Source organism: Aliihoeflea sp., assembly GCF_052435475.1.
In the GTDB taxonomy this organism is placed as follows: Bacteria; Pseudomonadota; Alphaproteobacteria; order Rhizobiales; family Rhizobiaceae; genus Aliihoeflea.
On record NZ_JBQVMV010000007.1, the window covers coordinates 102,851 to 129,060 of the forward strand.

Genomic DNA, 26,210 nt, shown 5'->3' on the forward strand with positions numbered 1-26,210 from the left:
CGATGAGTTGGCGTTGCCGGCCGGCCGGGGCGCAGCGGGCTTCTCGCGCGACTCTGTCTTCGCCGGCTTCTGCGTGAACGCCTTGGTTCCGCGCTGGGTCAACATGTCGGCATAGCCGCCGGCATATTCGATCCAGCGTCCATCGCTTTCGGGTGCGATCGTGCTCGTCACCGTGCGGTCGAGGAAGTCGCGATCGTGGCTGACGAGGATGACCGTGCCGGGAAAGCCCGCGACCAGCTCCTGCAGAAGATCGAGCGTTTCCATGTCGAGGTCGTTGGTCGGCTCGTCGAGCACCAGCAGATTGGCCGGGCGCGCGAGAAGCCGCGCCAGCACGAGGCGCGCGCGCTCGCCGCCGGAGAGTTCCCGGATCGGCGTGCGCGCCTGTTCCGGCTTGAACAGAAAGTCCTTCATGTAGGAGACGACGTGGCGCTGCTCGCCATTGACGACGACGCTGTCGCCGCGCCCATCGGTCAGGTAGTGCGAAAGCGTCTCGTCGAGGTCGAGATCGCGCTTCTGGTCGAGCGTGGCGATTTCGAGGTTGACGCCGAGCCGGACCGAGCCGGCATCGGGGGCAAGTTCTCCGGTCAGCATTTTCAGGAGCGTCGTCTTGCCGGCGCCGTTGGGGCCGACGAAACCGATCCGGTCGCCGCGCTGGATGCGGGTGGAAAAATCGCGGACGATCTGCCGCTCGCCGAAGCTCTTGGCAATGCCCTTCGCCTCGATGACCAGCTTGCCGGTTTCGTTGGCGTCGCTCGCCTGCAACGTCGCCTTGCCTTCGGCGCCCTGATGCGTGCGGAATTTCTGGCGCATGGAATGGAGCTCGCCGAGCCTGCGCATGTTGCGCTTGCGCCGCGCGGTGACGCCGTAGCGCAGCCAATGCTCCTCGCGCACGATCTGGCGGCCAAGCTTGTGCTGGTCCCGCTCCTCTTCCTCCAGCACCTGGTCGCGCCATTCCTCGAAATGGGCAAAACCCTTGTCGAGGCGGCGCGTCTGGCCGCGGTCGAGCCAGACGGTCGCCTTGGAGACGCGTTCGAGAAAGCGTCGGTCGTGCGAGATGACGACGATGGCGGAGGTGGACCGGACGAGTTCGCCTTCGAGCCATTCGATGGTTGCGAGGTCGAGATGGTTGGTCGGCTCGTCGAGAAGCAGGATGTCGGGCTGCGGCGCGAGAACGCGGGCAAGCGCAGCACGGCGCGCCTCGCCGCCGGAGAGGTTTTCCGGCGCGGCCGAACCGTCGAGGCCGAGACTTTCGATGAGATAGGTCGCGCGGTGCTGGTCGTCGCTCGGCCCAAGGCCCGCCTCGACATAGGCGAGGACGGTGGAAAAGCCCTCCATGTCCGGCGTCTGGCGCAGATAGCGGATCGTGGCCGAAGGCTGGCGGAAAATCTCGCCGTCCTGCGCCTCGACGAGGCCGGCGGCGATCTTCAGCAGCGTCGACTTGCCCGAACCGTTGCGGCCGACCAGCGCGATGCGGTCGCCGGCCTGCGCGGAAAGCGCCGCGCCATCGAGCAGCGGCGTGCCGCCGAAGGTGAGCTTGATGCCGTCGAGATTGAGAAGCGGAGGCGCCATGGAATTCCTATTGGCCGGACGGATGGGCGATGAGGATCGCGCGGCCGGAGATCAGGTGAACGGTCAGGTCGCCGGTGACCTCGTTGGAGAGTGTCAGCGACGAGCCAAAGGGAACGTGCCGCTTGTCGAGCGGCCAGCGAACGCCTTCGAGCGTGAGGCCGGCAAGGTCGGTCATCGCGATGACCGAGAACACGGTGCCCGGCAGATAGTCGAGCCGCGATGCGCCTTCAAGCAGCGGCACACCTTCCTGCGTGCCGCTGGTCAGCAGGATGGAAAGCCCGCTTTCGGCCAGGCGCACGCCGAGCGCCAGATGCAGGAACGCATGGTCGGCCCGCGGGCCGCCGAAGGCGCCGACCAGGGTCAAGGTGGTCGCGCCGCGCGCCAATGCGGCCTCGACGGCTATCTCGCCATCGGTCAGATCCTTGGCGCGCGGGAAGATCTCGCGCGGAATGTCGGGATGGGCGGCATCGAGCGCCGCGTCGACGGAATCGAAATCGCCGGTCCAGAGCTCGGGCACGAGGCCGAGCGGACCCGCATGGCGCATGCCAGAATCCGCCGCGATCACGCGGCTGCCGGCGACCTGGCGGGCAAGGCGCGGCGTCGGCTCGGCATCGCCGCCAAGAAGGATGGTGAAAGGGTAAACGGGCGCGGTCATCGTGCGCCCCTTAGCAAGGCTCGGGTGAGAAGGAAACAGACGGCTTCCATCCTCCCGGCAACCGCTCTAGTTTGCGCGCCATGTTCATACCTTTCTTCCTCGAACTGAAGGCCGCGCGCATTCCCGTCTCCTTGCGGGAATATCTGTCGCTGCTCGAAGGCATGGACGTCCATCTCGTCGACTACGACGTCGAAGGCTTCTACTACCTGGCGCGCGCGGCGATGGTGAAGGACGAGCGGCACATCGACCGCTTCGACCAGGTCTTCGGCCACGTCTTCAAGGGCGTCGAGGCGGTGTCGGGCGAGAGTGCCGTCGATGTCGCCAACATTCCCGAGGAATGGCTGCGGCGGCTGGCCGAAAAGCATCTGAACGACGAGGAAAAGAAGCTTGTCGAAAGCCTCGGCGGGTTCGAAAAGCTGATGGAGACGCTGAAGAAGCGGCTGGAGGAGCAGAAGGGCCGCCACCAGGGCGGGTCGAAATGGATCGGCACCGGCGGCACGTCGCCCTTCGGCGCCTATGGCTACAATCCGGAAGGCGTGCGGATCGGCCAGGAGGGGAGCCGCCACCGCCGCGCGGTCAAGGTCTGGGACAAGCGCGAATTCAGGAACTTCGACGATTCGATCGAACTCGGCACGCGCAACATCAAGGTCGCGCTGAAGCGCCTGCGCCGCTGGGTGCGCGAAGGCGCGGACGAGGAATTCGACCTTGGCGGCACGATCAAGTCGACCGCCGAGCATGGCTATCTCGACGTCCAGACACGCCCCGAACGGCGCAATGCGGTGAAACTGTTGATGTTCTTCGACGTCGGCGGCTCGATGGACGACCATATCCGCATCGTCGAGGAACTTTTCTCGGCGGCTCGGGCCGAATTTCGTCAGCTCGAATATTTCTACTTCCACAACTGCGTCTACGAGGGCGTCTGGAAGGACAACCGCCGCCGTCATTCGGAGGTCATCCCGACCTACGACGTGCTGCACAAATACGGCGCCGACTACAAGGCGATCTTCGTCGGCGACGCCTCGATGAGCCCCTATGAGATCGCCTATCCGGGCGGCGCGGTGGAGCACTGGAACGCGGAGGCCGGCATCGTCTGGCTGCAGCGCGTGCTCCAGCACTGGCCGAAGGCCGTCTGGCTCAACCCCGTCCGCGAGAAGCACTGGGGCTACACGCACTCGATCCAGATGGTCCGCGACATCTTTTCCGAGCGCATGTTTCCGCTGACGCTGAACGGGCTGGAAAAGGCGACGCGCGAGCTTTCGCGCAGCCGCTGAGGCATCAGCGACATCGCCGAGGCTTGCGCGAAGTTTGGTCGGGCGCCACCTTCCCGCTTGCCGTCAAGCGCCTTCGCCAGTTATGATTAACAAATCATGAAGACGCTCTCGATCGACATTCGCAAGGCCGACCCGCACGACGCGGATGCGATCGCCGGCGTGCATCACGACGCCTGGGTGGGTGCCTATGCCGGGCTGATCCCGCACGGCGCGCTGAACTCGATGCTGTCGCGACGCGGCACGCAGTGGTGGGAGAAGGCGATCCGCCGCGCGGCGAGCGTCCTCGTCGTCGAGATCGACGGCAATGTCGTCGGCTACGCCACGCTCGGCCGCAACCGCGCCCGCGACCTGCCGCAGGACGGCGAAATCTACGAACTCTACCTCCTGCCCGAATATCAGGGCATCGGCCTCGGCACCCGCCTCTTCAAGGCCGCCCGTGACCGGCTGAAGGCGCACGGCCTTTCCGGCCTCGTCGTCTGGGCGCTGGAGGACAATGAAGGCGCCCGCGCCTTCTACGAGGGCGCCGGCGGCCGTGACGTCGCCGAAGGCGTCGAGATATTCGACCAGAAGGCGCTGAAGAAGGTCGCCTACGTCTGGAATTGAGGCGTTGGCGTTGGCGGCGTTGAATGGCGCGCCAGACCTCGACATCGACGACGGGCACGACCCTGCCGACCTACGCATGCCCGCTGCCGACCGCCCTGGCCTGTCAACCCTGAGACGCGACGTGACCCGCCGCTTCCTTGCAATGCAGCATGAGACGCGCTAACCGCTTGCGCACATTTTCAGAACCTTGCGAAGACAGGATCAGCGCATGCGCCTCGACGCCATTTCCATCGGCGACAATCCGCCCCACGACGTCAACGTCCTCATCGAAGTGCCGGCCGGCGGCCAGCCGATCAAGTACGAGATGGACAAGGAAGCCGGCGTGCTGGTGGTCGACCGGTTCCTCTATACGCCGATGCGCTATCCCGGCAATTACGGCTTCGTCCCGCACACCCTGTCCGAGGACGGCGACCCGATCGACGTCCTGATCTGCAACACGCGCGAACTCGTGCCCGGCTGCGTCATCAACGTGCGGCCCATCGGCGTCCTCATCATGGAAGATGATGGCGGCAAGGACGAGAAGATCATCGCCGTGCCGACCCCGCACGTCACGCGCCGCTACGAGAACGTCCACGACTACACCGACCTGCCGGAAATCACGCTGAAGCAGATCGAGCACTTCTTCGAGCACTACAAGGATCTGGAACCCGGCAAGTGGGTGAAGATCGGCGGCTGGCAGGGCGCCGAGACTGCCCGCACGATGATCGTCGAGGCGGTCGAGCGGGCGAAGAAGAAGGCCTGAACCGGAAATTGAAAGAGAGCGCCAGGGCGCTCTCTTTCTTTATGGATTGACCAGCCCGCGCACCTCGGGATCGGCGATGAGCCGCTCGTCGGTCGCGCAGTCGAAATCGCGCACGGTCTCGTCCGCAATGCGTCGGGCGTCCTCGTTGGCCTTCGCATTGCCGGATGCCATCACGAAGCCGACGAAACACGCCGACCGGTCTTCCATGGTCGCGACCTTGCTGACGGTCAGGATTTCGATGTCGCGCGCGCCTTCATCGCCGATGTTGAGGAACCAGCGATGGATCGCTGCGAAGGGCGTCTCGCTACGCTCCTGCCGGTCGATACGCCATTCGATCCGCGTTCCGGGATGGTTGAAGGGGTGAAAGCCTGGCTGGCGCGGCAGTTCGCCTTCCGGCGGAAAGCCGTAATAGGCGACATAGCGCAAGTCGGTATAGGTGAGGATCACCGGATAGCCGCGATAGCCGGCACAGGCGAGGTCCGCCCAGTCGCCCTCATCGTCCGGAGCCGTGCGATACGCGGTGCAGCCTTCGTCGGCGTCGAACTCGGTATATTCCGAGACGATTTCCGCACGGGCGGCGGTAGCGCACAGGAGTGCGGCGGCGATCGCAAAAGCACGCATCACGACAGCACCACCCCCGCTTTTTCCATTTCGTCCGTCATTACGGCAAGCGAGCCGCCGAGGTCGATCGCGCGGCACGCCTCCAGCGCGACGGTGACGGAAAAGCCGAGCCTCGCCGCATCGAGTGCCGAATAGGCGACGCAGAAATCGGTCGCGAGCCCGGCGAGGGTCAGTTTCCTGATGCCGCGTTCCTTCAAGTAGCCGCCGAGCCCGGTCGGCGTATCCCGGTCGTTCTCGAAGAAGGCCGAGTAGGAATCGATGGCGGGGCGGAAGCCCTTGCGAACCACCAGCTCGGCGCGCGTCCAGTCGAGGTCGGGATGGAACGCCGCGCCCTTCGTGCCCTGGACGCAATGGTCGGGCCAGAGCGTCTGCGCGCCGTACTCCATCTCGACCGTCTCGAACGGCGCCTTGCCCGCGTGGCGCGAGGCGAAGCTGGAATGGCCGGCCGGGTGCCAGTCCTGCGTCAGGATCACATGCGGCGCGGCCTGGATCATCCGATTGACGACCGGCACGATCGCGTCGCCATCCTCGACGGCGAGCGCGCCGCCGGGGCAGAAATCGTTCTGCACGTCGATGACGATCAGTGCTTCCTCGGCCATGCGCGCGTCTCCCTGTTGGCGGCCCGCACCGTAGTCAGCGACCGGGCGAAGGGCAACATTTGCGGTTCCCATGATTTCCGGTTCCCATGCCGCAAGCCGCTGGATAGTCTGCGACGAGCGAACTGGAGACCATGATGCCGATCCTGAACCGCGCGAGCGAACTGCATGATGAAATCGTCGGCTGGCGCAGGCACATCCACCAACATCCCGAGATCGGCTTCGAGGTTCACCAGACGGCGGAATTCGTCGCGCGCAAGCTGGAGGAATTCGGCGTCAACGAGATCCATCGCGGCTTCGGCGAGACGGGTGTCGTCGGCGTGATCCGCGGCCGCCTCGGCGACGGTCCGGCCATCGCGCTGCGCGCCGACATGGACGCGCTGCCGATCGTCGAGGCGACGTCGCAGCCGCACGCCTCGACGGTCGAGGGCGCGATGCATGCCTGCGGCCATGACGGCCACACGGCAATGCTGCTGGGCGCTGCGAAATACCTCGCCGAGACGCGCAATTTCAAGGGCTTCGTCGTGCTCGTCTTCCAGCCGGCCGAGGAGATCGGCGGCGGCGCCAGGGCGATGATCGAGGACGGGCTCTTTGACCGCTTCGGCATCGGCCATGTGTACGGCATGCACAACATGCCCGGACTGGCGACGGGCCATATTGCGCTTCGTCCAGGCTCGATCATGGCAGCATCGGCCAAGTTCACCATCCGGGTGACCGGGCGCGGCGGCCATGCGGCGCGCCCGCACACGACGATCGACCCGATCGTCACCGGCGCTCAGATCGTCACCGCGCTCCAGACCATCGTCTCGCGCAATACCGATCCCGTAACGTCCGCAGTGGTGACGGTGACGAAGTTCGACGCCGGCACGGCCTACAACATCATCCCAGAGATCATCGAGTTGTGGGGCAGCGTGCGCGCGCTCTCGATGGATGTGGCGAAGGCGACCGAAGACCGGATCGTCCACATCGCGACCAAGATCGGCGAGTCAGCGGGTGCGTCGGTGGAGGTCGACTACAACCAGACGATCTCGGTGACCCACAACGACCCCGACGAAGCCACCTTCTCGACCGCAGTCGCGCGCGAGGTGGTCGGCGATGCGATGGTGGACGCCGACGTGGCGCCGGTCATGGCGGGCGAGGATTTCTCGCGCATGCTGGAATTGCGGCCGGGCACGCTGGTCTTCCTCGGCAACGGCAAGTCGGCCGACCTGCACCATCCCGCCTATGATTTCGAGGACGAGGCGATTCCGGCCGGCGTGTCCTATTGGGTCCGGCTGGTCGAGCGGAAGCTGGCCGCATGAAGGACGACACCGAATCGAAGCGCATCATCCGCCGCGTCGGGCAGGAGAGCGAAGCGACGATGGCGACGCGCATCCGCCGCCACATGAGCGGCGCGGACGCCGACCCGGACGACTGGGTCGAAATCTGGGGCACGCGCATCGGCCGCGTCTTGAGCGTCGTCCTCGCCGCGGTTCTGGTCTGGTGGCTGATCGATTTCATCCGCACCCTATGACAAAGCTGGCGATCCTCGTCATATCGAGCCATGTCGTGCGCGGCACGGTCGGCAATCGCGCTGCCGTCTTCGCGCTCGAAACGCTCGGCTTCCCGGTCTGGGCCGTGCCAACGGTAACGCTGCCTTGGCACCCCGGCCACGGTCCCGCGACGCGGATCATCCCGCCCGCCGACGCCTTCGCGGCGATGCTGGCCGATCTCGAACGCGCGCCTTGGCTCGGCGAGGTGGGCGGCGTCCTGACCGGCTACCTCGGCAGCGCGGAACAGGCCGCGCCAGTCGCGCGGTTGATCGAGGCCGTGAAGGCATGCCGCCCCGATGCGCTCTATGTCTGCGACCCGGTGATCGGGGATCGGGGCGGCCTTTATGTGCCGCAAGCCACCGCCGAGGCGATCCGCGACCATCTCCTGCCGCTCGCCGACATCGCGACGCCGAACCGGGCCGAACTCGACTGGTTGTCGGGACAGCGAAACGAAACGCTGGACGGAATCGCGGCGGCAGCACGCAGCCTGCCGCCCCAAGGCATGCTCGTCACCTCCGCGCCGGCGGGCGAAGGACGCATCGGCAATCTCTGGGTCGAGGAGGAGACAGCGCTCGTCGCCAGCCACGACCTCGTCGCGAAACCGCCGAACGGGCTCGGCGATCTGACGGCGGCGATGCTGCTGGCGAAGCGCCTTGAAGGCCAAGGTGCACCCGAAACCCTCCGGCAGGTCACAGCCGCCGTGTTCGACATCCTGTCGCGCGCAGCAGATCGCGGCGCGGACGAGTTGATGCTCGAGACGGATGCGGCGAGCCTGACTGCGCCGACGGCTGGAGTCGATGTCCGGCCGCTCGGCTGAGAGGCCGATCGTCGGCGTCGACGGCTGCAAGGGCGGCTGGATCGCCGTTTCGCGGAACGGCGCTGGCAGAACCGCCTGCCGCATCCACGCGACCTTCAAGACTCTGATCGCGTCCTATCCCCCAGACGCGATCATTGCCGTCGATATGCCGATCGGCCTTCCCGACCGGATCGGCCGTGCCGGGCGCGGGCCGGAGGCGTTGGTACGCAAGCATCTGGGTGAGCGGCAATCGAGCGTCTTTGCGATCCCGTCGCGGCCGGCGGTCTATGCCGCCATCAATCCATTCACGACATTGGACAAGTGGTACGACGACCATCGCAAGGCGAGCGAAGTCGCGTGCGAAACCTCCGACCCGCCGCGTGGCGTTTCGATTCAGGCTTTCGCGCTGTTTCCGAAAATCCGCGAGATCGACGCGCGCTTGCGCGTATCGCCTGAACTGCGCGCGCGCGTCATCGAATCCCACCCTGAGGCCGCTTTCTGGCGGCTGAACGGCGAGCACGCGATGACCCTCCCGAAGAAGGTCAAGGGAAGGGTCAACCCGGCCGGCATGGCGGAACGGCAGACGCTTCTTGCGTCATCCGGGCTCGATTCGGCGTTTCTGCAGGAGCGGTGCCCGGTCGGCTCGGGTGCGGACGACTTCCTCGACGCCTGCGCGATGCTGCTGGTGGCCGAGCGCTACGCGAATGGTGAAGCACGGCCATTCCCCGACCCGCCGCTCGTCGACAGCCACGGCATTCCGATCGCAATCTGGACGTGATTGCCCGCGCGGAATTTTCCGTCTATCTCATCTCCCATGAGCTATCTGCCTGACAATCTCCTCACCGGTTATCGCGATTTCATGAGCGGTCGTTATGCGACCGAGAGCGAGCGCTATCGCACTTTGGCCAAGGAGGGCCAGAAGCCCGAGACGATGGTGATCGCGTGCTGCGACAGCCGCGCCGCGCCCGAAACGATCTTCAACGCCAGCCCGGGCGAGTTATTCGTGGTGCGCAACGTGGCGAATCTGGTGCCGCCCTACGAGCCTGACGACAAGCTGCATGCGACGTCGGCGGCGCTGGAATTCGCGGTGCAAAGCCTGAAGGTCAAGAACATCGTCGTGCTCGGCCATGGCCGCTGCGGCGGCATCTCGGCCGCGCTCAATCCGATGAGCGAACCGCTGTCGCCCGGAGATTTCATCGGCCGTTGGATGAGCCTTGTCGCTCCTGCCGCCCAGATGGTCGCCGGCAACGACGTGATGACTGCCAGCGAACGCCAGACTGCGATGGAGCGCATCTCGATCCGCTTCTCGCTCGCCAATCTGCGCACGTTTCCCTGCGTCGACATCCTGGAGAAGAAGGGCCGGCTGACGCTGCATGGAGCCTGGTTCGACATTTCCTCCGGCGAGCTTTGGGCGATGGACCCCGCGACCGGCGATTTCGAGCGCCCGTGATCGGGGCTACTCGGCCGGCGCCGCCGGAGTGATGACTGTGCGCGCCAGCGCCGGCTCCGGATAGCGGCTCCACAGGAACCACGACAGGATCGCGAAGAAGCCCATCGCCGGGATGACGGTCGAGATGCCGATGACCGGATCGCCGACGAGCGCCGCGACCATGCCGCCCACGAGCCCGCCGCCCATCTGGATGAAACCGCTCATCGAGGCGGCCGCGCCCGCCATGTGCGGGAACGGCGCCAGCGAGGCCGTCGACATGGCCGGCATGACGAAGGCGATGCCGAACGCATAGACGCCGACCGGCGCCATGACGAGCAGGAAGCTCGGCTCGAAGGCGTGCATCCCGATTGCGAGCAGAAGGCTGCCGGCGGCGATGAACCACAGCCCCGGCTTGACGAGCTGGTAGGCGCTGCGCGTCCCCATCAGCCGGCGCATGACGACAGCGCCGATGAAGAAGGCGCCAGACTGCATCAGCATGCCGAGGCCGAACTGGGTCGGCGTCAGCCCGACGCGGTCCATCAGCACGAAGGGCAGGATGGTGGCGAGCGTGTAGAGCGCGCCGACGGAGCCGCCCATGACGAGGCTCGACCACATGAAGTAGCCGCTGGTCGACAGCGAACGGTACGAGCGCATGAGCGCCCGCGGCCTGACGCGCGAGGGATCGCGCACCACCGTCTCCGTCATCGCGAACTTGACGACGAGAATGATGGTGACGCCGAAGGCCAGCATGAAGGCGAAGATCGCGTGCCAGCCGAACAGCTCCATCGTGATCCCGCCGAGCGTCGGCGAGAAGGCAGGCCCGATGCCGAGGATCATGCCGATGAGGTTCATGATCCGCGCGGAACGCTCGTTGGTGAAGAGATCGCGCACGATGGCGCGCGAGATGGCGACGCCGGCGGCCGCGCCGACGCCCTGCGCGAAACGCGCGGCGATGAGCAGTTCGATGGTCGGGGCAAGGATCGCGGCGACGGTGGCGGCGAGATAGATGCCCATGAAGGCGATGGTGATCGGCTTGCGGCCATAGCCGTCCGACAGCGGCCCGCAGACGAGCTGCGCGAAGGCGAAGCCGGCGAAGTAAAGCGACAGCGTCATCTTCACCGCCGCATCCGTCGTCCCGAACGCGCGCACGATCTCGGGCATGGCGGGGGTGAACAGCGCCATCGAAATCGGGCCGATGGCGACGAGCATCGCGCCGATGATGGAGACGCGCAATTCGCTCATGACGGGCTGAGGAGCGACCGGCTGGGCTGGCTGCATGTTCATGCCGCCGAACTCCGCGCTTCGATGCGGGCGTCCGAAAGGTTGCAGCGAACCGTCTTCAGCACCTTGAGCATCACCGCCCATTCCCCCGGATCGACCGAATGCGCTGCCTGCCGGCGCGCCTCGTCCGCGAAGACCTTGACCTGGTCGAGCACGGCGTCCGCCGCGTCGGTCAGCGCGATCAGCTTGGCGCGCCGGTCGGACGGATCGGGCAACCGCTCGATCAGCCCGCGCGCTTCCAGCCGGTCGACATAGGAAGAGACGGTCATCGCCTCGACACCGATGCGCTCCGCGAGGACGGACTGGCGAACCGTTCCGGCGCGCGCGGCCTGCGCGAGGAGGCGCACCTCGCCGGGCGTCAGCTCCATGCCGGAGCCGGCGATGCGACGGTCCATCTCGGCGCGCAGCATGCGCGCGAGGTCCGTCACCAGGAAACCGAAGGATTCGGGGTCGATCTGTCTGAGCATATGCTAAGTAAACCTTATTATCTGGTCTACTTAGTATTTGTGCGCCGCAGCGTCAAGCGATGCCGGTTGCGGCGTGCGGACGAGGTGCCTAAATGTCGATGACGCCACTTCGCCCGAGGATTTTCATGACCATCGATCTTGCCCGCCACCCGCTCACACATTGGACGGGTCCGCTCGGCCTGCCCGCCTTCGAGACGATTACCGATGCCGATTTCGGACCTGTCTTCAACGCGGCGCTGACCGTGCACCAGGCGGAAATCGACGCGATTGCGAACAATCCCGCGACGCCGACGGTCGAGAACGTGCTGGCGCCGCTGGAGCTCGCCGGCGAAGCGCTCGGCCGCGTGTCGGCGATCTTCTGGTGCAAGGCCGGTGCCGACACCAACCCGCAGATCCAGGCGATGGAACGCGAGATTTCGCCGAAGATGGCGCGGCACTTCTCCGCGATCCACATGAACGCGGCTCTGTTCGCCCGCATCGACGCGCTTTACGCCCGGCGCGACACGCTCGGCCTCGACGCCGAGACGCTGCGTGTTCTCGAAAAGACCTGGAAGCGTTTCGTCAAATCCGGCGCGAAGCTGGACGAAGTGTCGAAGACCCGGCTCGGCGCGATCAACGAGGAACTGGCCTCGCTCGGCGCCGCGTTCGGCCAGAACGTGCTTGCCGACGAGGCGGGCTGGGTGATTTTCATCGACGAAACCGACCTCGACGGCCTGCCTGACTTCGTGCGCGATGCGATGGCCGAAGCCGCCGCCTCGCGCGGTCAGGAGGGGCGCTATGCGGTGACGCTCTCACGCTCCATCTACGAACCCTTCACCACCTATTCGACGCGCCGCGACCTGCGCGAGGACGCATGGCGCGGCTTCACCTCGCGCGGCGGGAAATCGAATGCGGACCTCGTGACCAAGACGCTGGCCCTGCGCGCCGAAAAGGCGAAGCTGCTCGGCTATGAAAGCTATGCCGCGCTGAAGCTCGACGACACGATGGCCAAGACGCCCGAAGCGGTTCTCGGCCTGCTCGAGCCGGTTTGGGAAAAGGCCCGCGCCCGCGCGGCCGAAGACCAGCGCGAACTCGAACGCCTCGCGCGCGAGGCCGGCGCAAACGAGCCCTTCGCCGCCTGGGACTGGCGCCACTATGCCGAAAAGCTGCGCGCCGAGCGCTATGCCTTCGACGAGGCGGAACTGAAGCCCTATCTCCAGCTCGACCGCATCATCGAGGCCTCCTTCGATGTCGCGACGCGGCTCTTCGGCGTCACCTTCGAGGAGAAGACCGGCATCGCCGCCTGGCATCCGGACGTGCGGGTCTTCGAGGTGAAGAACCCGGACGGCTCGCACCGCGCGACCTTCCTCGCCGACTATTTCAACCGGCCTTCAAAGCGCTCGGGCGCGTGGATGAGCAGCCTGCAGTCGGGCTTCGACCTCGGCGACGGCCAGCCGCCGATCATCTACAATGTGATGAACTTCGCCAAGCCGTCGAAGGGCGAGCCGGCACTGCTTTCCATGGACGAGGCGCGCACGCTCTTCCACGAGTTCGGCCACGCGCTGCACGGCATGCTGACCGAAGTCACATGGCCGTCGGTTTCGGGAACGTCCGTCTCGCGCGACTTCGTCGAACTGCCCTCGCAGCTCTACGAGCACTGGCTGACCGTGCCGGAAATCCTGAAGGCGCACGCGGTGCACTACCGCACCGGCGAGCCGCTGCCGCAGGACCTGCTCGACAAGATGCTGGCGGCGAAGAATTTCGGCCAGGGTTTCGCGACGGTGGAGTTCACCGCCTCCGCCCTGGTCGACATGGCGTATCACGCCAAGGCCGACGCACCCGCCGACCCGGTGGCGTTCGAGGCGGCAACGCTGAAGCGGCTCGACATGCCCGCCGCCATCGCCATGCGCCACCGCACGCCGCACTTCCTGCACGTCTTCTCCGGCGACGGATACTCGGCCGGCTATTATTCCTACATGTGGTCCGAAGTGCTCGACGCCGACGCCTTCGCGGCCTTCGAGGAAACCGGCGACGCGTTCAACGGGGCGATGGCCGAAAAGCTGAAGACGCACATTTATGGGGCCGGCGGGTCGAAGGACCCGGAGGAGCTTTACCTGGCGTTCCGCGGCAAGATGCCGACGGCGGAAGCGATGATGGCCAAGCGCGGGCTGGTGTGAGGCGGGTTCAGTGAAGCGAGCCGAAGGCTCGGAGTCTTTGTCGAGAACCCCCACCCTTTATCCCTCCCCACAAGGGTGAGGGAGGGCATCCTCGCTGCGACGCGCCCATCCACTTGGAGCTTCATTGACCGGAGAATTACGACGCTGACGACCTCCCTCCCCCTTGTGGGGAGGGATAAAAGGGTGAGGGTCCTGACAGAAGAGCGGCGAAAGCCTCCGCCTACATATGGATCGGCTTGAAGAACGTCGCCAAAGCGGCTTCCTTGACCGCTTCCGACATCGTCGGATGCGCGTGGCAGGTCCGCGCGAGGTCTTCCGACGAGCCGCCGAATTCCATCAGGACCGCCGCCTCGTGGATCATCTCGCCGGCGCCGAAGCCGACGATGTGAACGCCGAGAACCCGGTCGGTGGCCTCGTCGGCCAGCACCTTCACGAAGCCGTCCGTCTGCTGCATCGCGCGCGCGCGGCCATTGGCGGAGAAGGGGAACTTGCCGGCCTTGTAGGCGATGCCGGCCTTCTTCAGCTCTTCTTCCGTCTTCCCGACGGAGGCGACTTCGGGGCTCGTGTAGACGACGCTCGGGATCACGTCGTAGTTCACGTGACCGGCCTGACCGGCGATGATTTCGGCGACCGCCGCGCCTTCGTCCTCACCCTTGTGGGCGAGCATCGGGCCGCGAATGACGTCGCCGATGGCGTAAATGCCGGGGATCGAGGTGCAGAAATGATCGTCGACCGCGACGCGGCCGCGCTCGTCGAGCGTCACGCCGGCAGCTTCGAGGCCGAGCCCGTCGACATAGGGGCGGCGGCCGGTCGCGACCAGCACGACGTCGGCGTCGAGCGTCTCCGCATCGCCGCCCTTCACCGGCTCGAACGTGACCTTGGCGCCCTTGCCGGACTTGGCGACGCCGGTGACCTTGGCGCCGAGCTTGAAGTCGAGGCCCTGCTTGGCGAGGAGCTTCTGGAACTGCTTGGCGACCTCGCCGTCCATGCCGCCGAGGATCGTGTCGAGATATTCGACGACCGTGACCTTGGCGCCGAGGCGCGACCAGACCGAGCCGAGCTCGAGCCCGATGACGCCGCCGCCGACGACGACGAGCGTGCCCGGCACCTTTTCCAGCGCCAGCGCGCCGGTGGACGAGACGATGACCTTCTCGTCGAACTTGACGTCGACGCCCGGAATGCCGGCGACGTCGGAGCCGGTGGCGATGACGATGTTCTTCGCCTCGATCTCCTTCTCGGTCCCGTCGTCGCCGATCACGGACAGCTTGCCCTGGCCGATCACCTTGCCGGTGCCGCGCAGCCAGTCGATCTTGTTCTTCTTGATCAGGAATTCGAGGCCCTTGACGTTGGCGTCGACGGTCGCCTGCCGGTGGCCCAGCATCTTTGCGAGGTCGAGCTTCGGCTTGCCGACATCGATGCCGAGCGCGGCGAAGGAATGGCCGGCCTCGGCAAACATTTCGGATGCGTGCAGCAGCGCCTTCGACGGAATGCAGCCGATATTGATGCAGGTGCCGCCGGGCGTGGCGCGCTTTTCGACGAGCCCGACCTTGAGCCCGAGTTGCGCCGCCTTGATGGCGCACACATAGCCGCCCGGCCCCGCGCCGATCACCACAACATCATAGCTCATTGATCCGTCCTTCCTGATGATATGTTAGCGCCCGCCGCCGACGTCGAGCAGCGCGCCTGTCGTGTAGGATGCCTCGTCGGACAACAGCCACAAAATGGCTTTCGCCACCTCGTCGGCCGTGCCTTCGCGCAGCATGGGGACCATGCCGCGAACGCGCGCGACACGGTCGGGCTGGCCGCCCGAGGCATGGATTTCAGTGTCGATGATGCCGGGCCGCACCGCATTGACGCGGATGCCCTCGGCCGCGACTTCGCGGGCAAGGCCGAGCGTGAACGTATCGATCGCGGCCTTGGAGGCAGCGTAGTCGACATATTCAGCGGGGCTGCCGAGCTTTGCCGCGACCGACGAGACGTTGACGATGGCACCGCCCGCGCCGCCATGGAGCGTGGAGAGGCGCTTCACGGCTTCCCCCGCGCAGAGCATGGGCCCGACGACGTTGGTGCGCATCATGCGCGTCAGTCGCGCCTCCTCCATCTCGTCGACGCGCGACTTGGCATCGACGACGCCCGCATTGTTGACTAGAGCACAAAGCGTGCCGCGCGCGTCGGCAGCAGTGAAGATCGTGGCGATGCCGGCCGCGGTGGAGGCGTCGGCCTGGACAGCGAAGGCGCGCCCGCCGGCGGACTCGATGTCGGCGACGACGGAGGCGGCGGCTTCGGCGTTGGAGACGTAGTTGACGAGAACGTCATAGCCCGCCGCGCCGGCAAGCCGGGCGGTTGCCGCGCCGATGCCGCGTGAGGCGCCGGTGATGATGACGATGCGGGGGGTCATGCGCAAACTTCCTGATGGCCAATCGCCGAGCGAAACACTCTACGGCGCCCCCCTCTGGCCTGCCGGCCATCTCCCCCGCAGATGGGGAGATCACGCGGTGTCGGCGACGAGACTGATCTCCCCCCTTGCGGGGGAGATGCCCGGCAGGGCAGAGGGGGGCGCGACGAAGCGCACGCGGCGACGAAGTCGCTCATCTCCCCCTCCCCAACGGCGCATTGAACGCCCAGACATGGCCGAACGGGTCGCGCAATTTCGCATAGCGCGCGCCCCAGAACACGTCGGCGGGCGCCATCACCACATCCGCCCCCGCCTCCACCGCCCGCGCGAACGCGGCGTCCACCTTTTCCGGCGTCGACAAATTGACCGAGACCGTCATGCTGGCGCCGCCGCGCGTGTCCGGTCCCATAACGTCGCCGCCGAATTCCGGAAACTCGTCATGCAGCATGACCTCGGAGCCGAACAGCGCGAGGTTGGCGTGCAGGATGCGCGTGCCGTCCTCGGCCATCTGCTCGTAGGTCTCGACCGCTTCGAAGGCGGTCTCGTACCAGGCAACGGCCGCCTTCCCGCCCTTGACGCACAGGTGAACCTGGATCGGCGGAATGTCGGGATCGTAGGCCATCGCGGGAGCCTCCCAGACCTCGCCCTACAAGTCGAGGACGAGGCGCTCGGGGTCCTCCAGCGTCTCCTTGACGCGCACGAGGAAGGTGACGGCTTCCTTGCCGTCGACGATGCGGTGATCGTAGGAGAGCGCGAGATACATCATCGGGCGGATGACGATCTGGCCGCCGACGACGACCGGGCGCTCCTGGATCTTGTGCATGCCGAGAATGCCCGACTGCGGCGCATTGAGGATCGGCGTCGACATCAAGGAGCCGTAGACGCCGCCATTCGAAATGGTGAACGTGCCGCCCTGCATGTCGGCCATGCCGAGCTTGCCGTCGCGCGCGGCGACGCCGAGGCGGCCGATTTCCTTCTCGATCTCGGCGATCGACATCTGGTCAGCATTGCGGACGACCGGCACGACGAGGCCCTTGTCGGTGCCGACGGCGACGCCGATATGGGCGAAGTTCTTGTAGATGATGTCGGTGCCGTCGATCTCGGCATTGACCGCCGGGATTTCCTGCAGCGCGTGCGTCACGGCCTTGGTGAAGAAGCCCATGAAGCCGAGCTTCACGCCGTGCTTCTTCTCGAACAGATCCTTGTACTTGGAACGCAAATCCATCACCGGCTTCATGTCCACCTCGTTGAAGGTGGTGAGCATGGCGGCGGTGTCCTGCGCGTCCTTGAGGCGGCGCGCGATGGTCTGGCGCAGGCGCGTCATCTTTACGCGCTCCTCGCGGGACGCGTCGTCACCGGAGGACGGCGCGCGGGCAGCCTGCGGCGCTTCGACCTTGGCGGCCGGACCTTTCGCTATGGCGTCAAGCACGTCGCCCTTGAGCACCTGACCGCGCTTGCCGGAGCCCGAAACCTGGTCGGCCGAAACGTTCTTTTCGGCCATCAGCTTGGCGGCGGACGGCGCGGCCGGCATGTCGCCCGACTTCGCCGGCGCGGCCGCCTTTTCTTCCTTGGCGGGCGCCGGAACAGGCTTTGCCTCTTCCTTCTTCGGCGCAGCGGCGGCTGCCCCCGAACCGGCGGCGATCATGCCCAAAAGCGCGCCGACCTCGACCGTCTCGCCTTCCTGGACGGTGATTTCGGACAGCGTGCCGGCGGCAGGCGCGGGCACCTCGACGGTCACCTTGTCGGTTTCCAGTTCGACGATCGGCTCGTCGGCGGCGATCGCGTCGCCGGCCTTCTTGAACCACTTGCCGATGGTTGCCTCGGAGACGGATTCGCCCAGGGTCGGGACGCGGATTTCGGTGGCCATGGTTTGGTTGCCTTGCCTTTGTTCGTTTCTATTCGCCGAGCGCGTCTTCGAGGAACGCTTCGAGCTGTGCGAGATGCTTCGACATCAGGCCGGTAGCCGGCGACGCCGAGGCCGGACGGCCGGTGTAGCGCACGCGCTGATGCTTGGCGTCGATATGCTGCAGCACCCATTCCAGATAGGGATCGATGAACGCCCAGGAGCCCATGTTCTTCGGCTCTTCCTGGCACCACACCATCTCGGCGTTGCGGAAGCGGGACAATTCGTTGATCAGCGCCTTGGCCGGGAACGGGTAGAGCTGTTCCACGCGCAGGAGGTAGACGTCGTCGATGCCGCGCTTTTCGCGCTCCTCGTAGAGGTCGTAATAGACCTTGCCCGAGCACATGACGACGCGGCGAACCTTGGAATCCTTGACCAGCTTGATCGGCTGGTCGCCCAGATACTGCGCGTCGTCCCACAGCAGGCGGTGGAACGAGCTTTCGCCCGACATTTCCGACAAGGTCGACACGGCGCGCTTGTGGCGCAGGAGCGACTTCGGCGTCATCAGGATCAGTGGCTTGCGGAAGTCGCGCTTCAACTGACGGCGCAGGATGTGGAAGTAGTTCGCCGGCGTGGTGACGTTGGCGACCTGCATGTTGTCTTCCGCGCACATCTGCAGGAAGCGTTCGAGGCGTGCCGAGGAGTGCTCCGGGCCCTGGCCCTCATAGCCATGCGGCAGGAGGCAGACGAGCCCCGACATGCGCAGCCACTTGCGCTCGCCCGAAGAGATGAACTGGTCGAACACGACCTGCGCGCCATTGGCGAAATCGCCGAACTGCGCTTCCCACAACGTCAGCGCGCGCGGCTCGGCGAGGCTGAAGCCATATTCGAAACCGAGCACCGCTTCTTCCGAAAGCATCGAGTTGATGACTTCGTAATTGGCCTGCTGCGGCCCCAGATTGTTGAGCGGGATGTAGCGGTCTTCGTTGCGCTGGTCGTAGAGGACGGAGTGGCGCTGGCTGAACGTCCCGCGCTCCGAATCCTGACCCGAAAGGCGGATCGGGTTGCCGTCCATCAGGATCGCGGCAAAGGCGAGCGCCTCGGCGGTCGACCAGTCGATCCCCTCGCCCGTGTCGATCATCTTGCGGCGATTGTCGAGGAAGCGCTGGATGGTCCGGTGCGCCTCGAAATCCTTCGGCACCTCGGTCAGCTTCTTGCCGATTTCCTTGAGCGACTTGACCGGCATCGCGGTCTTGCCGCGACGCATCTCGTCCTGGCTGTCGGCGGTGCGCAGGCCCGTCCAGGCGCCGTCGAGCCAGTCGGCCTTGTTGGGCTTGTAGGCCTGGCCCGATTCCCATTCCTGTTCGAGATGGGCGCGCCAGTCGGCCCGCATCTTCTCGACCTCGCCATCCGAGACGACGCCCTCGGAGATGAGCTTTTCCGAATAGAGCTGCACGGTCGTCCGGTGCTGGCGGATCGACTTGTACATGATCGGCTGCGTGAACGCCGGCTCATCGCCCTCGTTGTGGCCGAAGCGGCGGTAGCAGAACATGTCGATGACGGCTGGCTTGTGGAACGTCATCCGGTATTCCATCGCGACCTTGGCCGCATAGACCACGGCTTCCGGATCGTCGCCGTTCACATGGAAGATCGGCGCCTCGATCATCTTCGCCACGTCCGACGGATATGGCGAAGAACGCGAGAAGCGCGGATTGGTGGTGAAGCCGATCTGGTTGTTGATGATGAAATGCAGCGTGCCGGCGACGCGGTGGCCGCGCAGACCCGACAGGCCGAGGATTTCGGCGACGACACCCTGGCCCGCGAAGGCCGCATCGCCGTGCAGCAGCAGCGGCAGCACCTTGGCTCGCGCCTCGATCGGCACGACTTCTTCGCGCGTGCGGCCGAAGATCTGGTCCTGCTTGGCGCGCGCCTTGCCCATCACGACGGGGTTGACGATTTCGAGGTGCGACGGGTTGGCCGTCAGCGACAGATGCACCTTGTTGCCGTCGAACTCGCGGTCCGACGAGGCGCCCAGATGGTACTTGACGTCCCCCGAGCCCTCGACGTCGTCGGGTGCGAAGGAGCCGCCCTTGAACTCGTGGAAGATCGCGCGGTGGGGCTTCGCCATCACCTGGGAAAGAACGTTGAGGCGGCCGCGATGGGCCATGCCGAGGACGATCTCCTTCAGGCCCATGGCGCCGCCGCGCTTGATGATCTGCTCCAGCGCCGGGATCAGCGCTTCGCCGCCATCAAGGCCGAAGCGCTTGGTGCCCTTGTACTTGACGTCGATGAATTGCTCGAAGCCTTCGGCCTCGATCAGCTTGGCGAGGATCGCCTTCTTGCCGTTGGCGGTGAATTCGATGCCCTTGTCCGGCCCCTCGATGCGCTCCTGAATCCAGGCCTTCTCCTCGGGATTGGAGATGTGCATGAACTCGACGCCGAGCGTCGAGCAATAGGTGCGCTTCAGGATGTCGACCATCTCGCGGATGGTCGCGAATTCGAGGCCGAGCACGTGGTCGATAAAGATCGGCCGGTCGTAGTCGGCTTCGGTGAAGCCGTAATTTTCCGGCGACAGCTCGTTATAGTCTTCCTTCGCCTCGGCGAGACCGAGCGGGTCGAGATTGGCGTGCAGATGGCCGCGCATGCGGAAGGCGCGGATCATCATGATGGCGCGAACGGAATCGCGCGTCGCCTGCATGACCTGGGCGGGCGAGAGCGCGGAGGTGCCGTCCGCCGCCTTTGCCTTGAACTTCTTGTCGAAATGCTGCTCGAGCGCGCCCCAATTGCCATCGAGCGCCGAGACGAGTTCGCCATTGGCGGCAACGGGCCAGTTCTTCTTGGACCAGGACGCGCCGGCCGCGCCCTTCTTGACCGCCTCGGCATCGTCCTTCAGTTCGGCAAAAAACTCCCGCCATTCCGGCTCGACGGAGCTGGGGTTGTCCTGCCAGGACGCATAGAGCTCGTCGATATAGGCGGCATTGCCACCATAAAGGAACGAGGTGAGCGATGCCCGGTCGTTTGCCTGGTCCTGACGTGCCATTTTCTTCAATCTCGGAGCGCCGCGCTCCGTCTCCTGATGTGAGGGGAGTAGGTGAGTAGGGAGTTAGGGGAGCAGGTGTTGAACGGGGCGACTTTGTGCCCTACTCCCGAACTCCCTTACTCCCCCAATCCCTTCTGTTAGCCCTTCAATGCCTCGACCAGCGTCGTGCCGAGACGTGCCGGCGAGGGCGACACGCGGATGCCCGCTGCCTCCATCGCCGCGATCTTGTCTTCCGCGCCGCCCTTGCCGCCCGAAATGACCGCGCCGGCATGGCCCATGGTGCGGCCTTCCGGCGCCGTGCGGCCCGCGATGAAGCCTGCCATCGGCTTGCTTCGGCCGCGCTTGGCCTCGTCGCGCAGGAACTGCGCCGCGTCTTCCTCGGCCGAGCCGCCGATCTCGCCGATCATGATGATCGACTTGGTCTCGTCGTCGGCGAGGAACATTTCGAGCATGTCGATGAACTCGGTGCCCTTGACCGGATCGCCGCCGATGCCGACGGCCGTCGTCTGGCCGAGGCCGGCATTGGTGGTCTGGAAGACCGCCTCATAGGTAAGCGTGCCCGAGCGCGAGACAACACCGACCGAGCCCTTCTTGAAGATGTTGCCCGGCATGATGCCGATCTTGCACTCGTTCGGCGTCAGGACACCGGGGCAGTTCGGGCCGATGAGGCGCGAGGACGAGCGGTCAAGCCGCGCCTTGACCTTCACCATGTCCATGACCGGGATGCCCTCGGTGATGCAGACGATGAGGCCGATCTCGGCTTCGATCGCCTCGAGGATCGCATCGGCCGCGCCTGCCGGCGGAACGTAGATCACCGACGCATCGGCGCCGGTCCGCTCCTTGCCTTCGGCGACGGTAGCGAAGATCGGCAGGCTCTCGCCCTTCGATCCGGTCCACGTCTCGCCGCCCTTCTTCGGGTGGATGCCGCCGACCATCTGCGTGCCGTGATAGGCGAGCGCCTGTTCGGTGTGGAACGTGCCGGTCTTGCCGGTGAGGCCCTGGACGAGAACCTTGGTGTCTTTGTTGATGAGGATGGACATCAGGCTCAGGCCCCCTTCACTGCATTGACGATCTTCTGCGCCGCGTCGTCGAGATCGTCGGCGGAGATGACGTTGAGGCCGCTTTCGTTGATGATCTTCTTGCCGAGCTCGACATTGGTGCCTTCGAGGCGCACGACCAGCGGCACCTTGAGCCCGACTTCCTTCACGGCCGCGATCACGCCTTCGGCGATGACGTCGCACTTCATGATGCCGCCGAAGATGTTGACCAGGATGCCCTTCACCGCCGGATCGGCCGTGATGATCTTGAAGGCAGCCGTCACCTTCTCCTTGGACGCGCCGCCGCCGACGTCGAGGAAGTTGGCGGGCTCGGCTCCGTAGAGCTTGATGATGTCCATGGTCGCCATGGCAAGGCCGGCGCCGTTGACCATGCAGCCGATATTGCCGTCGAGCGCGACATAGGCGAGGTCGTACTTGGAAGCCTCGATTTCCTTGGCGTCTTCCTCGGTCGTGTCGCGCAGTTCGACGATGTCGGCCTGGCGGTAGAGCGCGTTGTTGTCGAACGACACCTTGGCGTCGAGAACGCGCAGGCGCCCACTGGTCATGACGATCAGCGGGTTGACCTCGAGCAGCGCCATGTCCTTCTCGGTGAAGGCCTTGTAGAGGATCGGGAACAGCGTCTCGCCGTCCTTCGCCGCATCGCCAGTCAGTTCCAGCGCCGCGTTGAGCTTCGTCACGTCCTCGGCGGTGACGCCCTTTTCGGGGTCGATCGCGACGGTGATGATCTTTTCGGGCGTGTCATGCGCGACCGTCTCGATGTCCATGCCGCCTTCCGTGGAGACCACGAAAGCGACGCGGCCGACCGAACGGTCGACGAGGATCGAGAGATAGAGCTCGCGGTCGATGTCCGCGCCATCCTCGATGTAAAGACGGTTGACCTGCTTGCCGGCATCGCCCGTCTGCTTGGTGACGAGCGTGTTGCCGAGCATTTCGTTGGTGTGGGAGACGACCTCCTCGACCGACTTGGCGAGACGCACGCCGCCCTTGGCGTCCGCGCCGAGTTCCTTGAACTTGCCCTTGCCGCGCCCGCCGGCATGGATCTGGCTCTTGACCACGTAGAGCGGGCCGGGCAGCGACTTCGCTGCGGCCTCCGCCTCGGAGGCCTTCATGACGGGAACGCCTTCGGCAACCGGAGCGCCGAACGACTTCAGGACCTGCTTGGCCTGGTATTCATGGATATTCATGCCGGGAAATCCTTACTGCTTCAGTGCGGGCGCGATTTCGGCGCAGGCGTCGCAAAGGCCCTTTACCGATTCCACCGACTTTTCGAACATCTTCTGCTCGGCCTTGTTGAGGTCGATCTCGATGACGCGCTCGATGCCGCCGGCGCCGATCACGGTCGGCACGCCGACATACATGTCCTTGACGCCGTACTGGCCCGAAAGATGCGCCGCGCAGGGGAGGACGCGCTTCTTGTCCTTGAGGTAGGCTTCGGCCATCTGGATCGCCGAAGAGGCCGGCGCGTAATAGGCCGAGCCGGTCTTCAAGAGGCCGACGATCTCGGCGCCGCCGTCGCGGGTGCGCTGGACGATCTTGTCGAGCTTGTCCTGGGTGGTCCAGCCCATCTTGACGAGGTCGGGCAGCGGAATGCCGGCGACGGTCGAATAGCGGGTCAGCGGCACCATCGTGTCGCCATGGCCGCCAAGCACGAAGGCGGTGACGTCCTCGACCGAGACCTTGAACTCGTCGGCGAGGAAATAGCGGAAGCGGGCGCTATCAAGCACGCCGGCCATGCCGACGACATGGCTCTTCGGCAGGCCGGAGAACTTCTGCAGCGCCCAGACCATCGCGTCGAGCGGGTTGGTGATGCAGATGACGAAGGCGTTGGGCGCGTATTTCTTGATGCCGGCGCCGACCTGCTCCATCACCTTCAGATTGATGCCGAGAAGATCGTCGCGGCTCATGCCCGGCTTGCGCGGCACGCCGGCGGTAACGATGCACACGTCAGCGCCCTCGATCGCCGAATAGTCGTTGGCGCCGGTGAAGCTCGCATCGAAGCCGTCGACCGGCGAGGACTGCGCGATGTCGAGGCCCTTGCCCTGCGGCACGCCCTCGGAAATGTCGAACAGGACGACGTCGCCGAGTTCCTTGAGGCCGATCATGTGGGCGAGCGTGCCGCCGATCATGCCGGAGCCGATGAGGGCAATCTTGTTGCGAGCCATGTATGGAAATCCCCTGGATTGGTTTGCGACGGCGCGGAGCCGAAGATGCGTTTCAACCATTTAACGCGGGCACGGGAGGTCGCCCGGGAGTGGGCGTCGCATAGACCGATCGGCCAAAAAATTCAACCGATTCTTTGGCAGCCATATCTTTCAATCGGTTAGATCATGGCGGGCTTACGTAAACGTAAGAATTTTTACGCGGCGTCCGCTGCCGACGCCCATTCCGCGCTCTGCATCTCGATCAGACGGGACACCGTGCGATCGAATTCGAACGCCTCGGTGCCGCTGCGTGCACGGTAGAGATCCTGGGGCGGCACTTCGGCCGAGAGGATCAGCCGGGTCTTGCGATCGTAGAGCGTGTCGACCAGCAGGATGAAGCGCTTGGCTTCGTTGCGCCGGTCCATGTCCATGGCCGGAACGCAGTCGACGAGGATGGTGTCGAACTCGGCGGCGATGGCGAGATAGTCGCGGGCGCCGAGCGGTTGGGAGCACAGATCGGCGAAGCTGAACCGCGCCGCACGTCCATTCGCCAGCGGAACCGGAATTTCCCGGCCCTTGACGCGGATGGTGCGCGGCTGGGTCTGGTGGCCCGAGCCGGCGACGCCCCACGCCTCGTCCATCAGGCGTTCGCCCTCGCCGTCGCAGGGCGTGATGTAGACGGGAATGCGGCCGAGCTTTTCCAGACGATAATCCGTCGCTCCGTCGAGCGGCAGGATATCGCAATGCCGCTTGAGCACAGCGACGAAGGGCAGGAAGAGACCGCGATTGAGCCCGTCGCGGTAAAGATCATCCGGCGCGACGTTGGAGGTGGCGACGAGCACCACGCCGCGCTCGAACAGCGCCGTGAACAGCCGCGACAGGATCATCGCATCGGCGATGTCGGTGACGGTGAACTCGTCGAAGCACAGCACCCATGCCTCGTCGGCGAGCGCTGCTGCGACGACGGGAATCGGGTCGCTCTCCTTCGTCTCGCCACGCTTCAGCGCCTCGCGATGCCGTCCGATCCGGTCGTGGACGTCGGCCATGAAGTCGTTGAAATGCGCACGCCGCTTGCGCCTGACCGGCAGCAGCTCGAAGAACAAGTCCATCAGCATGGTCTTGCCGCGCCCGACACCGCCGAAAAGATAAAGCCCCTTCACCAGTTCGCGCGCCTCGCGACGCTTGCCGAACAGCCAGCCGAGCGCGCTCGACTTCGCGGCGAGGCGCTTGGTGCGGATTTCCGCCGTCAGCCGGTCGAACCTGTCGGCCAGCGCGAGCTGCCGCTCGTCGCGCGTCAGCGCGCCATTCGCAACGCGGTCGAGATAGGCATCCCGGACCGAGCGGAATTCGGGCAGGCCGTCATGCGGCATGGGGCAAGGCGTCCGGCGATTAGCGCGACAGCGAGAGCGGCTGACCCGTCGTGGTCTGGCCGTTGAACGACCCGCTGCCGGCCGACGACAGATTGGCGAGCGCGCCGCCATTTGCGTCATAGAGCGTCAGGGTCGAGCCCGACACATTCCACGAGCGCACGCCGTCGAGCGGAGCCGGGCAGCGCAGCGGGCCGGCTCGGAAGCCTTCGCCGAAGCGCGTCTGCGGCGTCGCGATGCGGCAGGACTGGCCGGCGACCGAGGCGTTCCACACGCCCGCGACACCGCCTGCCGAGACCGGCGCGCCACCGCCGGCTGGGGGAAGCGAGGCGACCTGCGCGCCGCCGGCATCGGAACCGGGAGCTGCCGGGAAGGCGCCCTGCGTCATTCCGGGCTGGATCGGGCCGGGATTGGTGACGCCGGGCTGCGTGGGGGGCGGCAACTGGCTGGACGAGACCTGTCCGGCCGGCGCGGCCGTGATCGGCGAGGGCGCGGTCGCGACCACCGCCGGGCGGGTGTCGACGCGCGAGAAACGGTCGCTCGTGCAGCCGGTGACGGCGAGAGCGGAAACCGCGATGAGTAGCGTGCTTTTAGTCAGAGTCATTGATCCACCTCCGTCGAAGCAACGCCCGGTCACTCCGCAGGTTC

The 26,210-nt window shown here is 65.7% G+C and carries 24 protein-coding genes and 1 pseudogene; 9 read left to right on the forward strand and 16 right to left on the reverse strand.

The genetic code is table 11. From position 1 onward, the window contains the following. Positions 1–89 precede the first annotated feature (89 nt). Together ACT6QU_RS10510 and ACT6QU_RS10515 are read right to left on the reverse strand one after the other, a co-directional pair. Positions 90–1,569, reverse strand: a pseudogene (locus ACT6QU_RS10510) (ABC-F family ATP-binding cassette domain-containing protein); the annotation flags it as partial. 7 nt (positions 1,570–1,576) lie between these two features. Continuing rightward, positions 1,577–2,224, reverse strand: coding sequence for a thiamine diphosphokinase (locus ACT6QU_RS10515; RefSeq protein WP_444836647.1), 648 nt, complete (start codon positions 2,222–2,224; stop codon positions 1,577–1,579). Positions 2,225–2,304: 80 nt separating this feature from the next. Here ACT6QU_RS10515 and ACT6QU_RS10520 point away from each other — a divergent pair, with 80 nt between their 5' ends. The 3 genes from ACT6QU_RS10520 to ppa all read left to right on the forward strand — a co-directional run bounded on the left by ACT6QU_RS10520 (position 2,305) and on the right by ppa (position 4,840). Beyond that, positions 2,305–3,495 carry a vWA domain-containing protein gene (locus ACT6QU_RS10520; RefSeq protein WP_444836648.1) on the forward strand — a complete coding sequence of 397 codons (1,191 nt, stop codon included), beginning with the start codon at positions 2,305–2,307 and terminating at the stop codon, positions 3,493–3,495. 96 nt (positions 3,496–3,591) lie between these two features. Next, a complete protein-coding gene (locus ACT6QU_RS10525) occupies positions 3,592–4,098 on the forward strand; it encodes a GNAT family N-acetyltransferase (protein WP_444836649.1) in 507 nt (168 codons plus the stop codon). A 208-nt stretch (positions 4,099–4,306) separates the two neighbouring features. Further along, positions 4,307–4,840 (forward strand): inorganic diphosphatase, encoded by a 534-nt coding sequence (ppa, locus tag ACT6QU_RS10530; protein ID WP_444836650.1) that lies wholly within the window; start codon positions 4,307–4,309, stop codon positions 4,838–4,840. A gap of 39 nt (positions 4,841–4,879) precedes the next feature. On the opposite strand, the gene ACT6QU_RS10535 is transcribed toward ppa, so the two are convergent. Further along, positions 4,880–5,461 (reverse strand): hypothetical protein, encoded by a 582-nt coding sequence (locus ACT6QU_RS10535; protein ID WP_444565362.1) that lies wholly within the window; start codon positions 5,459–5,461, stop codon positions 4,880–4,882. Then, entirely contained in the window at positions 5,461–6,060 is a 600-nt protein-coding gene (pncA, locus tag ACT6QU_RS10540) for a bifunctional nicotinamidase/pyrazinamidase (protein ID WP_444565363.1), read from the reverse strand. Before pncA ends, ACT6QU_RS10535 begins: the two co-directional genes overlap by 1 nt. A 134-nt stretch (positions 6,061–6,194) precedes the next feature. Here pncA and ACT6QU_RS10545 point away from each other — a divergent pair, with 134 nt between their 5' ends. The 5 genes from ACT6QU_RS10545 to ACT6QU_RS10565 are packed head-to-tail and all read left to right on the forward strand — an operon-like array spanning position 6,195 to position 9,835. Then, entirely contained in the window at positions 6,195–7,358 is a 1,164-nt protein-coding gene (locus tag ACT6QU_RS10545; protein WP_444565364.1) for a M20 aminoacylase family protein, read from the forward strand. Continuing rightward, entirely contained in the window at positions 7,355–7,570 is a 216-nt protein-coding gene (locus ACT6QU_RS10550; RefSeq protein ID WP_444565365.1) for a hypothetical protein, read from the forward strand. Before ACT6QU_RS10545 ends, ACT6QU_RS10550 begins: the two co-directional genes overlap by 4 nt. Continuing rightward, positions 7,567–8,406 carry a pyridoxal kinase PdxY gene (gene pdxY, locus ACT6QU_RS10555; RefSeq protein ID WP_444565414.1) on the forward strand — a complete coding sequence of 280 codons (840 nt, stop codon included), beginning with the start codon at positions 7,567–7,569 and terminating at the stop codon, positions 8,404–8,406. The genes ACT6QU_RS10550 and pdxY overlap by 4 nt, the downstream gene beginning before the upstream one ends. After that, the gene (locus tag ACT6QU_RS10560) at positions 8,387–9,163 is read left to right on the forward strand and encodes a DUF429 domain-containing protein (protein WP_444565366.1); all 777 of its coding nucleotides are present in this window, start codon (positions 8,387–8,389) and stop codon (positions 9,161–9,163) included. Before pdxY ends, ACT6QU_RS10560 begins: the two co-directional genes overlap by 20 nt. A 36-nt stretch (positions 9,164–9,199) precedes the next feature. Then, on the forward strand, positions 9,200–9,835 hold the full coding sequence (locus tag ACT6QU_RS10565; RefSeq protein WP_444565367.1) for a carbonic anhydrase: 636 nt from the start codon (positions 9,200–9,202) through the stop codon (positions 9,833–9,835). A gap of 6 nt (positions 9,836–9,841) precedes the next feature. Here the strand turns inward: ACT6QU_RS10565 and ACT6QU_RS10570 are convergent, their stop codons facing one another. Together ACT6QU_RS10570 and ACT6QU_RS10575 are read right to left on the reverse strand one after the other, a co-directional pair. Continuing rightward, positions 9,842–11,098, reverse strand: a complete 1,257-nt coding sequence (locus tag ACT6QU_RS10570; RefSeq protein ID WP_444565368.1) for a multidrug effflux MFS transporter — start codon at positions 11,096–11,098, stop codon at positions 9,842–9,844. After that, positions 11,095–11,562, reverse strand: coding sequence for a MarR family winged helix-turn-helix transcriptional regulator (locus ACT6QU_RS10575; RefSeq protein ID WP_444565369.1), 468 nt, complete (start codon positions 11,560–11,562; stop codon positions 11,095–11,097). The genes ACT6QU_RS10570 and ACT6QU_RS10575 overlap by 4 nt, the downstream gene beginning before the upstream one ends. A 125-nt stretch (positions 11,563–11,687) precedes the next feature. Between ACT6QU_RS10575 and ACT6QU_RS10580 the strand changes: the two genes are divergently transcribed. Next, a complete protein-coding gene (locus ACT6QU_RS10580) occupies positions 11,688–13,718 on the forward strand; it encodes a M3 family metallopeptidase (RefSeq protein ID WP_444565370.1) in 2,031 nt (676 codons plus the stop codon). Between the two features lie 220 nt (positions 13,719–13,938). On the opposite strand, the gene lpdA is transcribed toward ACT6QU_RS10580, so the two are convergent. The 10 genes from lpdA to ACT6QU_RS10630 form a co-directional block, all read right to left on the reverse strand. Then, positions 13,939–15,345 (reverse strand): dihydrolipoyl dehydrogenase, encoded by a 1,407-nt coding sequence (gene lpdA, locus ACT6QU_RS10585; RefSeq protein WP_444565371.1) that lies wholly within the window; start codon positions 15,343–15,345, stop codon positions 13,939–13,941. A 24-nt stretch (positions 15,346–15,369) separates the two neighbouring features. After that, complete coding sequence (locus ACT6QU_RS10590; protein ID WP_444565372.1) at positions 15,370–16,116, reverse strand: SDR family oxidoreductase; 747 nt, start codon at positions 16,114–16,116, stop codon at positions 15,370–15,372. A 190-nt stretch (positions 16,117–16,306) separates the two neighbouring features. After that, positions 16,307–16,735, reverse strand: coding sequence for a VOC family protein (locus tag ACT6QU_RS10595; protein WP_444565373.1), 429 nt, complete (start codon positions 16,733–16,735; stop codon positions 16,307–16,309). Between the two features lie 24 nt (positions 16,736–16,759). Next, positions 16,760–17,980: a 2-oxoglutarate dehydrogenase complex dihydrolipoyllysine-residue succinyltransferase gene (gene odhB, locus ACT6QU_RS10600; RefSeq protein ID WP_444565374.1), complete on the reverse strand. Its 1,221-nt coding sequence runs from the start codon at positions 17,978–17,980 to the stop codon at positions 16,760–16,762. A gap of 28 nt (positions 17,981–18,008) precedes the next feature. Beyond that, entirely contained in the window at positions 18,009–20,996 is a 2,988-nt protein-coding gene (locus ACT6QU_RS10605; RefSeq protein WP_444565375.1) for a 2-oxoglutarate dehydrogenase E1 component, read from the reverse strand. Between the two features lie 137 nt (positions 20,997–21,133). Then, positions 21,134–22,036 (reverse strand): succinate--CoA ligase subunit alpha, encoded by a 903-nt coding sequence (sucD, locus tag ACT6QU_RS10610; RefSeq protein WP_444565376.1) that lies wholly within the window; start codon positions 22,034–22,036, stop codon positions 21,134–21,136. A gap of 5 nt (positions 22,037–22,041) precedes the next feature. Next, a complete protein-coding gene (sucC, locus tag ACT6QU_RS10615; protein WP_444565377.1) occupies positions 22,042–23,238 on the reverse strand; it encodes an ADP-forming succinate--CoA ligase subunit beta in 1,197 nt (398 codons plus the stop codon). 12 nt (positions 23,239–23,250) lie between these two features. Continuing rightward, entirely contained in the window at positions 23,251–24,216 is a 966-nt protein-coding gene (gene mdh, locus ACT6QU_RS10620) for a malate dehydrogenase (protein WP_444565378.1), read from the reverse strand. Between the two features lie 194 nt (positions 24,217–24,410). Then, positions 24,411–25,565: a cell division protein ZapE gene (gene zapE, locus ACT6QU_RS10625; RefSeq protein ID WP_444565379.1), complete on the reverse strand. Its 1,155-nt coding sequence runs from the start codon at positions 25,563–25,565 to the stop codon at positions 24,411–24,413. A gap of 19 nt (positions 25,566–25,584) precedes the next feature. Continuing rightward, complete coding sequence (locus ACT6QU_RS10630) at positions 25,585–26,166, reverse strand: AprI/Inh family metalloprotease inhibitor (protein WP_024587455.1); 582 nt, start codon at positions 26,164–26,166, stop codon at positions 25,585–25,587. Positions 26,167–26,210 lie beyond the last annotated feature (44 nt).

What these genes read in the sequence shown, in the direction of transcription:
- ACT6QU_RS10515 (WP_444836647.1), bottom strand. Translation starts at nt 2,224, where the DNA reads ATGACCGCGCCCGTTTACCCTTTCACCATCCTTCTTGGCGGCGATGCC.
- ACT6QU_RS10520 (WP_444836648.1), top strand. Translation starts at nt 2,305, where the DNA reads ATGTTCATACCTTTCTTCCTCGAACTGAAGGCCGCGCGCATTCCCGTC.
- ACT6QU_RS10525 (WP_444836649.1), top strand. Translation starts at nt 3,592, where the DNA reads ATGAAGACGCTCTCGATCGACATTCGCAAGGCCGACCCGCACGACGCG.
- ppa (WP_444836650.1), top strand. Translation starts at nt 4,307, where the DNA reads ATGCGCCTCGACGCCATTTCCATCGGCGACAATCCGCCCCACGACGTC.
- ACT6QU_RS10535 (WP_444565362.1), bottom strand. Translation starts at nt 5,461, where the DNA reads ATGCGTGCTTTTGCGATCGCCGCCGCACTCCTGTGCGCTACCGCCGCC.
- pncA (WP_444565363.1), bottom strand. Translation starts at nt 6,060, where the DNA reads ATGGCCGAGGAAGCACTGATCGTCATCGACGTGCAGAACGATTTCTGC.
- ACT6QU_RS10545 (WP_444565364.1), top strand. Translation starts at nt 6,195, where the DNA reads ATGCCGATCCTGAACCGCGCGAGCGAACTGCATGATGAAATCGTCGGC.
- ACT6QU_RS10550 (WP_444565365.1), top strand. Translation starts at nt 7,355, where the DNA reads ATGAAGGACGACACCGAATCGAAGCGCATCATCCGCCGCGTCGGGCAG.
- pdxY (WP_444565414.1), top strand. Translation starts at nt 7,567, where the DNA reads ATGACAAAGCTGGCGATCCTCGTCATATCGAGCCATGTCGTGCGCGGC.
- ACT6QU_RS10560 (WP_444565366.1), top strand. Translation starts at nt 8,387, where the DNA reads ATGTCCGGCCGCTCGGCTGAGAGGCCGATCGTCGGCGTCGACGGCTGC.
- ACT6QU_RS10565 (WP_444565367.1), top strand. Translation starts at nt 9,200, where the DNA reads ATGAGCTATCTGCCTGACAATCTCCTCACCGGTTATCGCGATTTCATG.
- ACT6QU_RS10570 (WP_444565368.1), bottom strand. Translation starts at nt 11,098, where the DNA reads ATGAACATGCAGCCAGCCCAGCCGGTCGCTCCTCAGCCCGTCATGAGC.
- ACT6QU_RS10575 (WP_444565369.1), bottom strand. Translation starts at nt 11,562, where the DNA reads ATGCTCAGACAGATCGACCCCGAATCCTTCGGTTTCCTGGTGACGGAC.
- ACT6QU_RS10580 (WP_444565370.1), top strand. Translation starts at nt 11,688, where the DNA reads ATGACCATCGATCTTGCCCGCCACCCGCTCACACATTGGACGGGTCCG.
- lpdA (WP_444565371.1), bottom strand. Translation starts at nt 15,345, where the DNA reads ATGAGCTATGATGTTGTGGTGATCGGCGCGGGGCCGGGCGGCTATGTG.
- ACT6QU_RS10590 (WP_444565372.1), bottom strand. Translation starts at nt 16,116, where the DNA reads ATGACCCCCCGCATCGTCATCATCACCGGCGCCTCACGCGGCATCGGC.
- ACT6QU_RS10595 (WP_444565373.1), bottom strand. Translation starts at nt 16,735, where the DNA reads ATGGCCTACGATCCCGACATTCCGCCGATCCAGGTTCACCTGTGCGTC.
- odhB (WP_444565374.1), bottom strand. Translation starts at nt 17,980, where the DNA reads ATGGCCACCGAAATCCGCGTCCCGACCCTGGGCGAATCCGTCTCCGAG.
- ACT6QU_RS10605 (WP_444565375.1), bottom strand. Translation starts at nt 20,996, where the DNA reads ATGGCACGTCAGGACCAGGCAAACGACCGGGCATCGCTCACCTCGTTC.
- sucD (WP_444565376.1), bottom strand. Translation starts at nt 22,036, where the DNA reads ATGTCCATCCTCATCAACAAAGACACCAAGGTTCTCGTCCAGGGCCTC.
- sucC (WP_444565377.1), bottom strand. Translation starts at nt 23,238, where the DNA reads ATGAATATCCATGAATACCAGGCCAAGCAGGTCCTGAAGTCGTTCGGC.
- mdh (WP_444565378.1), bottom strand. Translation starts at nt 24,216, where the DNA reads ATGGCTCGCAACAAGATTGCCCTCATCGGCTCCGGCATGATCGGCGGC.
- zapE (WP_444565379.1), bottom strand. Translation starts at nt 25,565, where the DNA reads ATGCCGCATGACGGCCTGCCCGAATTCCGCTCGGTCCGGGATGCCTAT.
- ACT6QU_RS10630 (WP_024587455.1), bottom strand. Translation starts at nt 26,166, where the DNA reads ATGACTCTGACTAAAAGCACGCTACTCATCGCGGTTTCCGCTCTCGCC.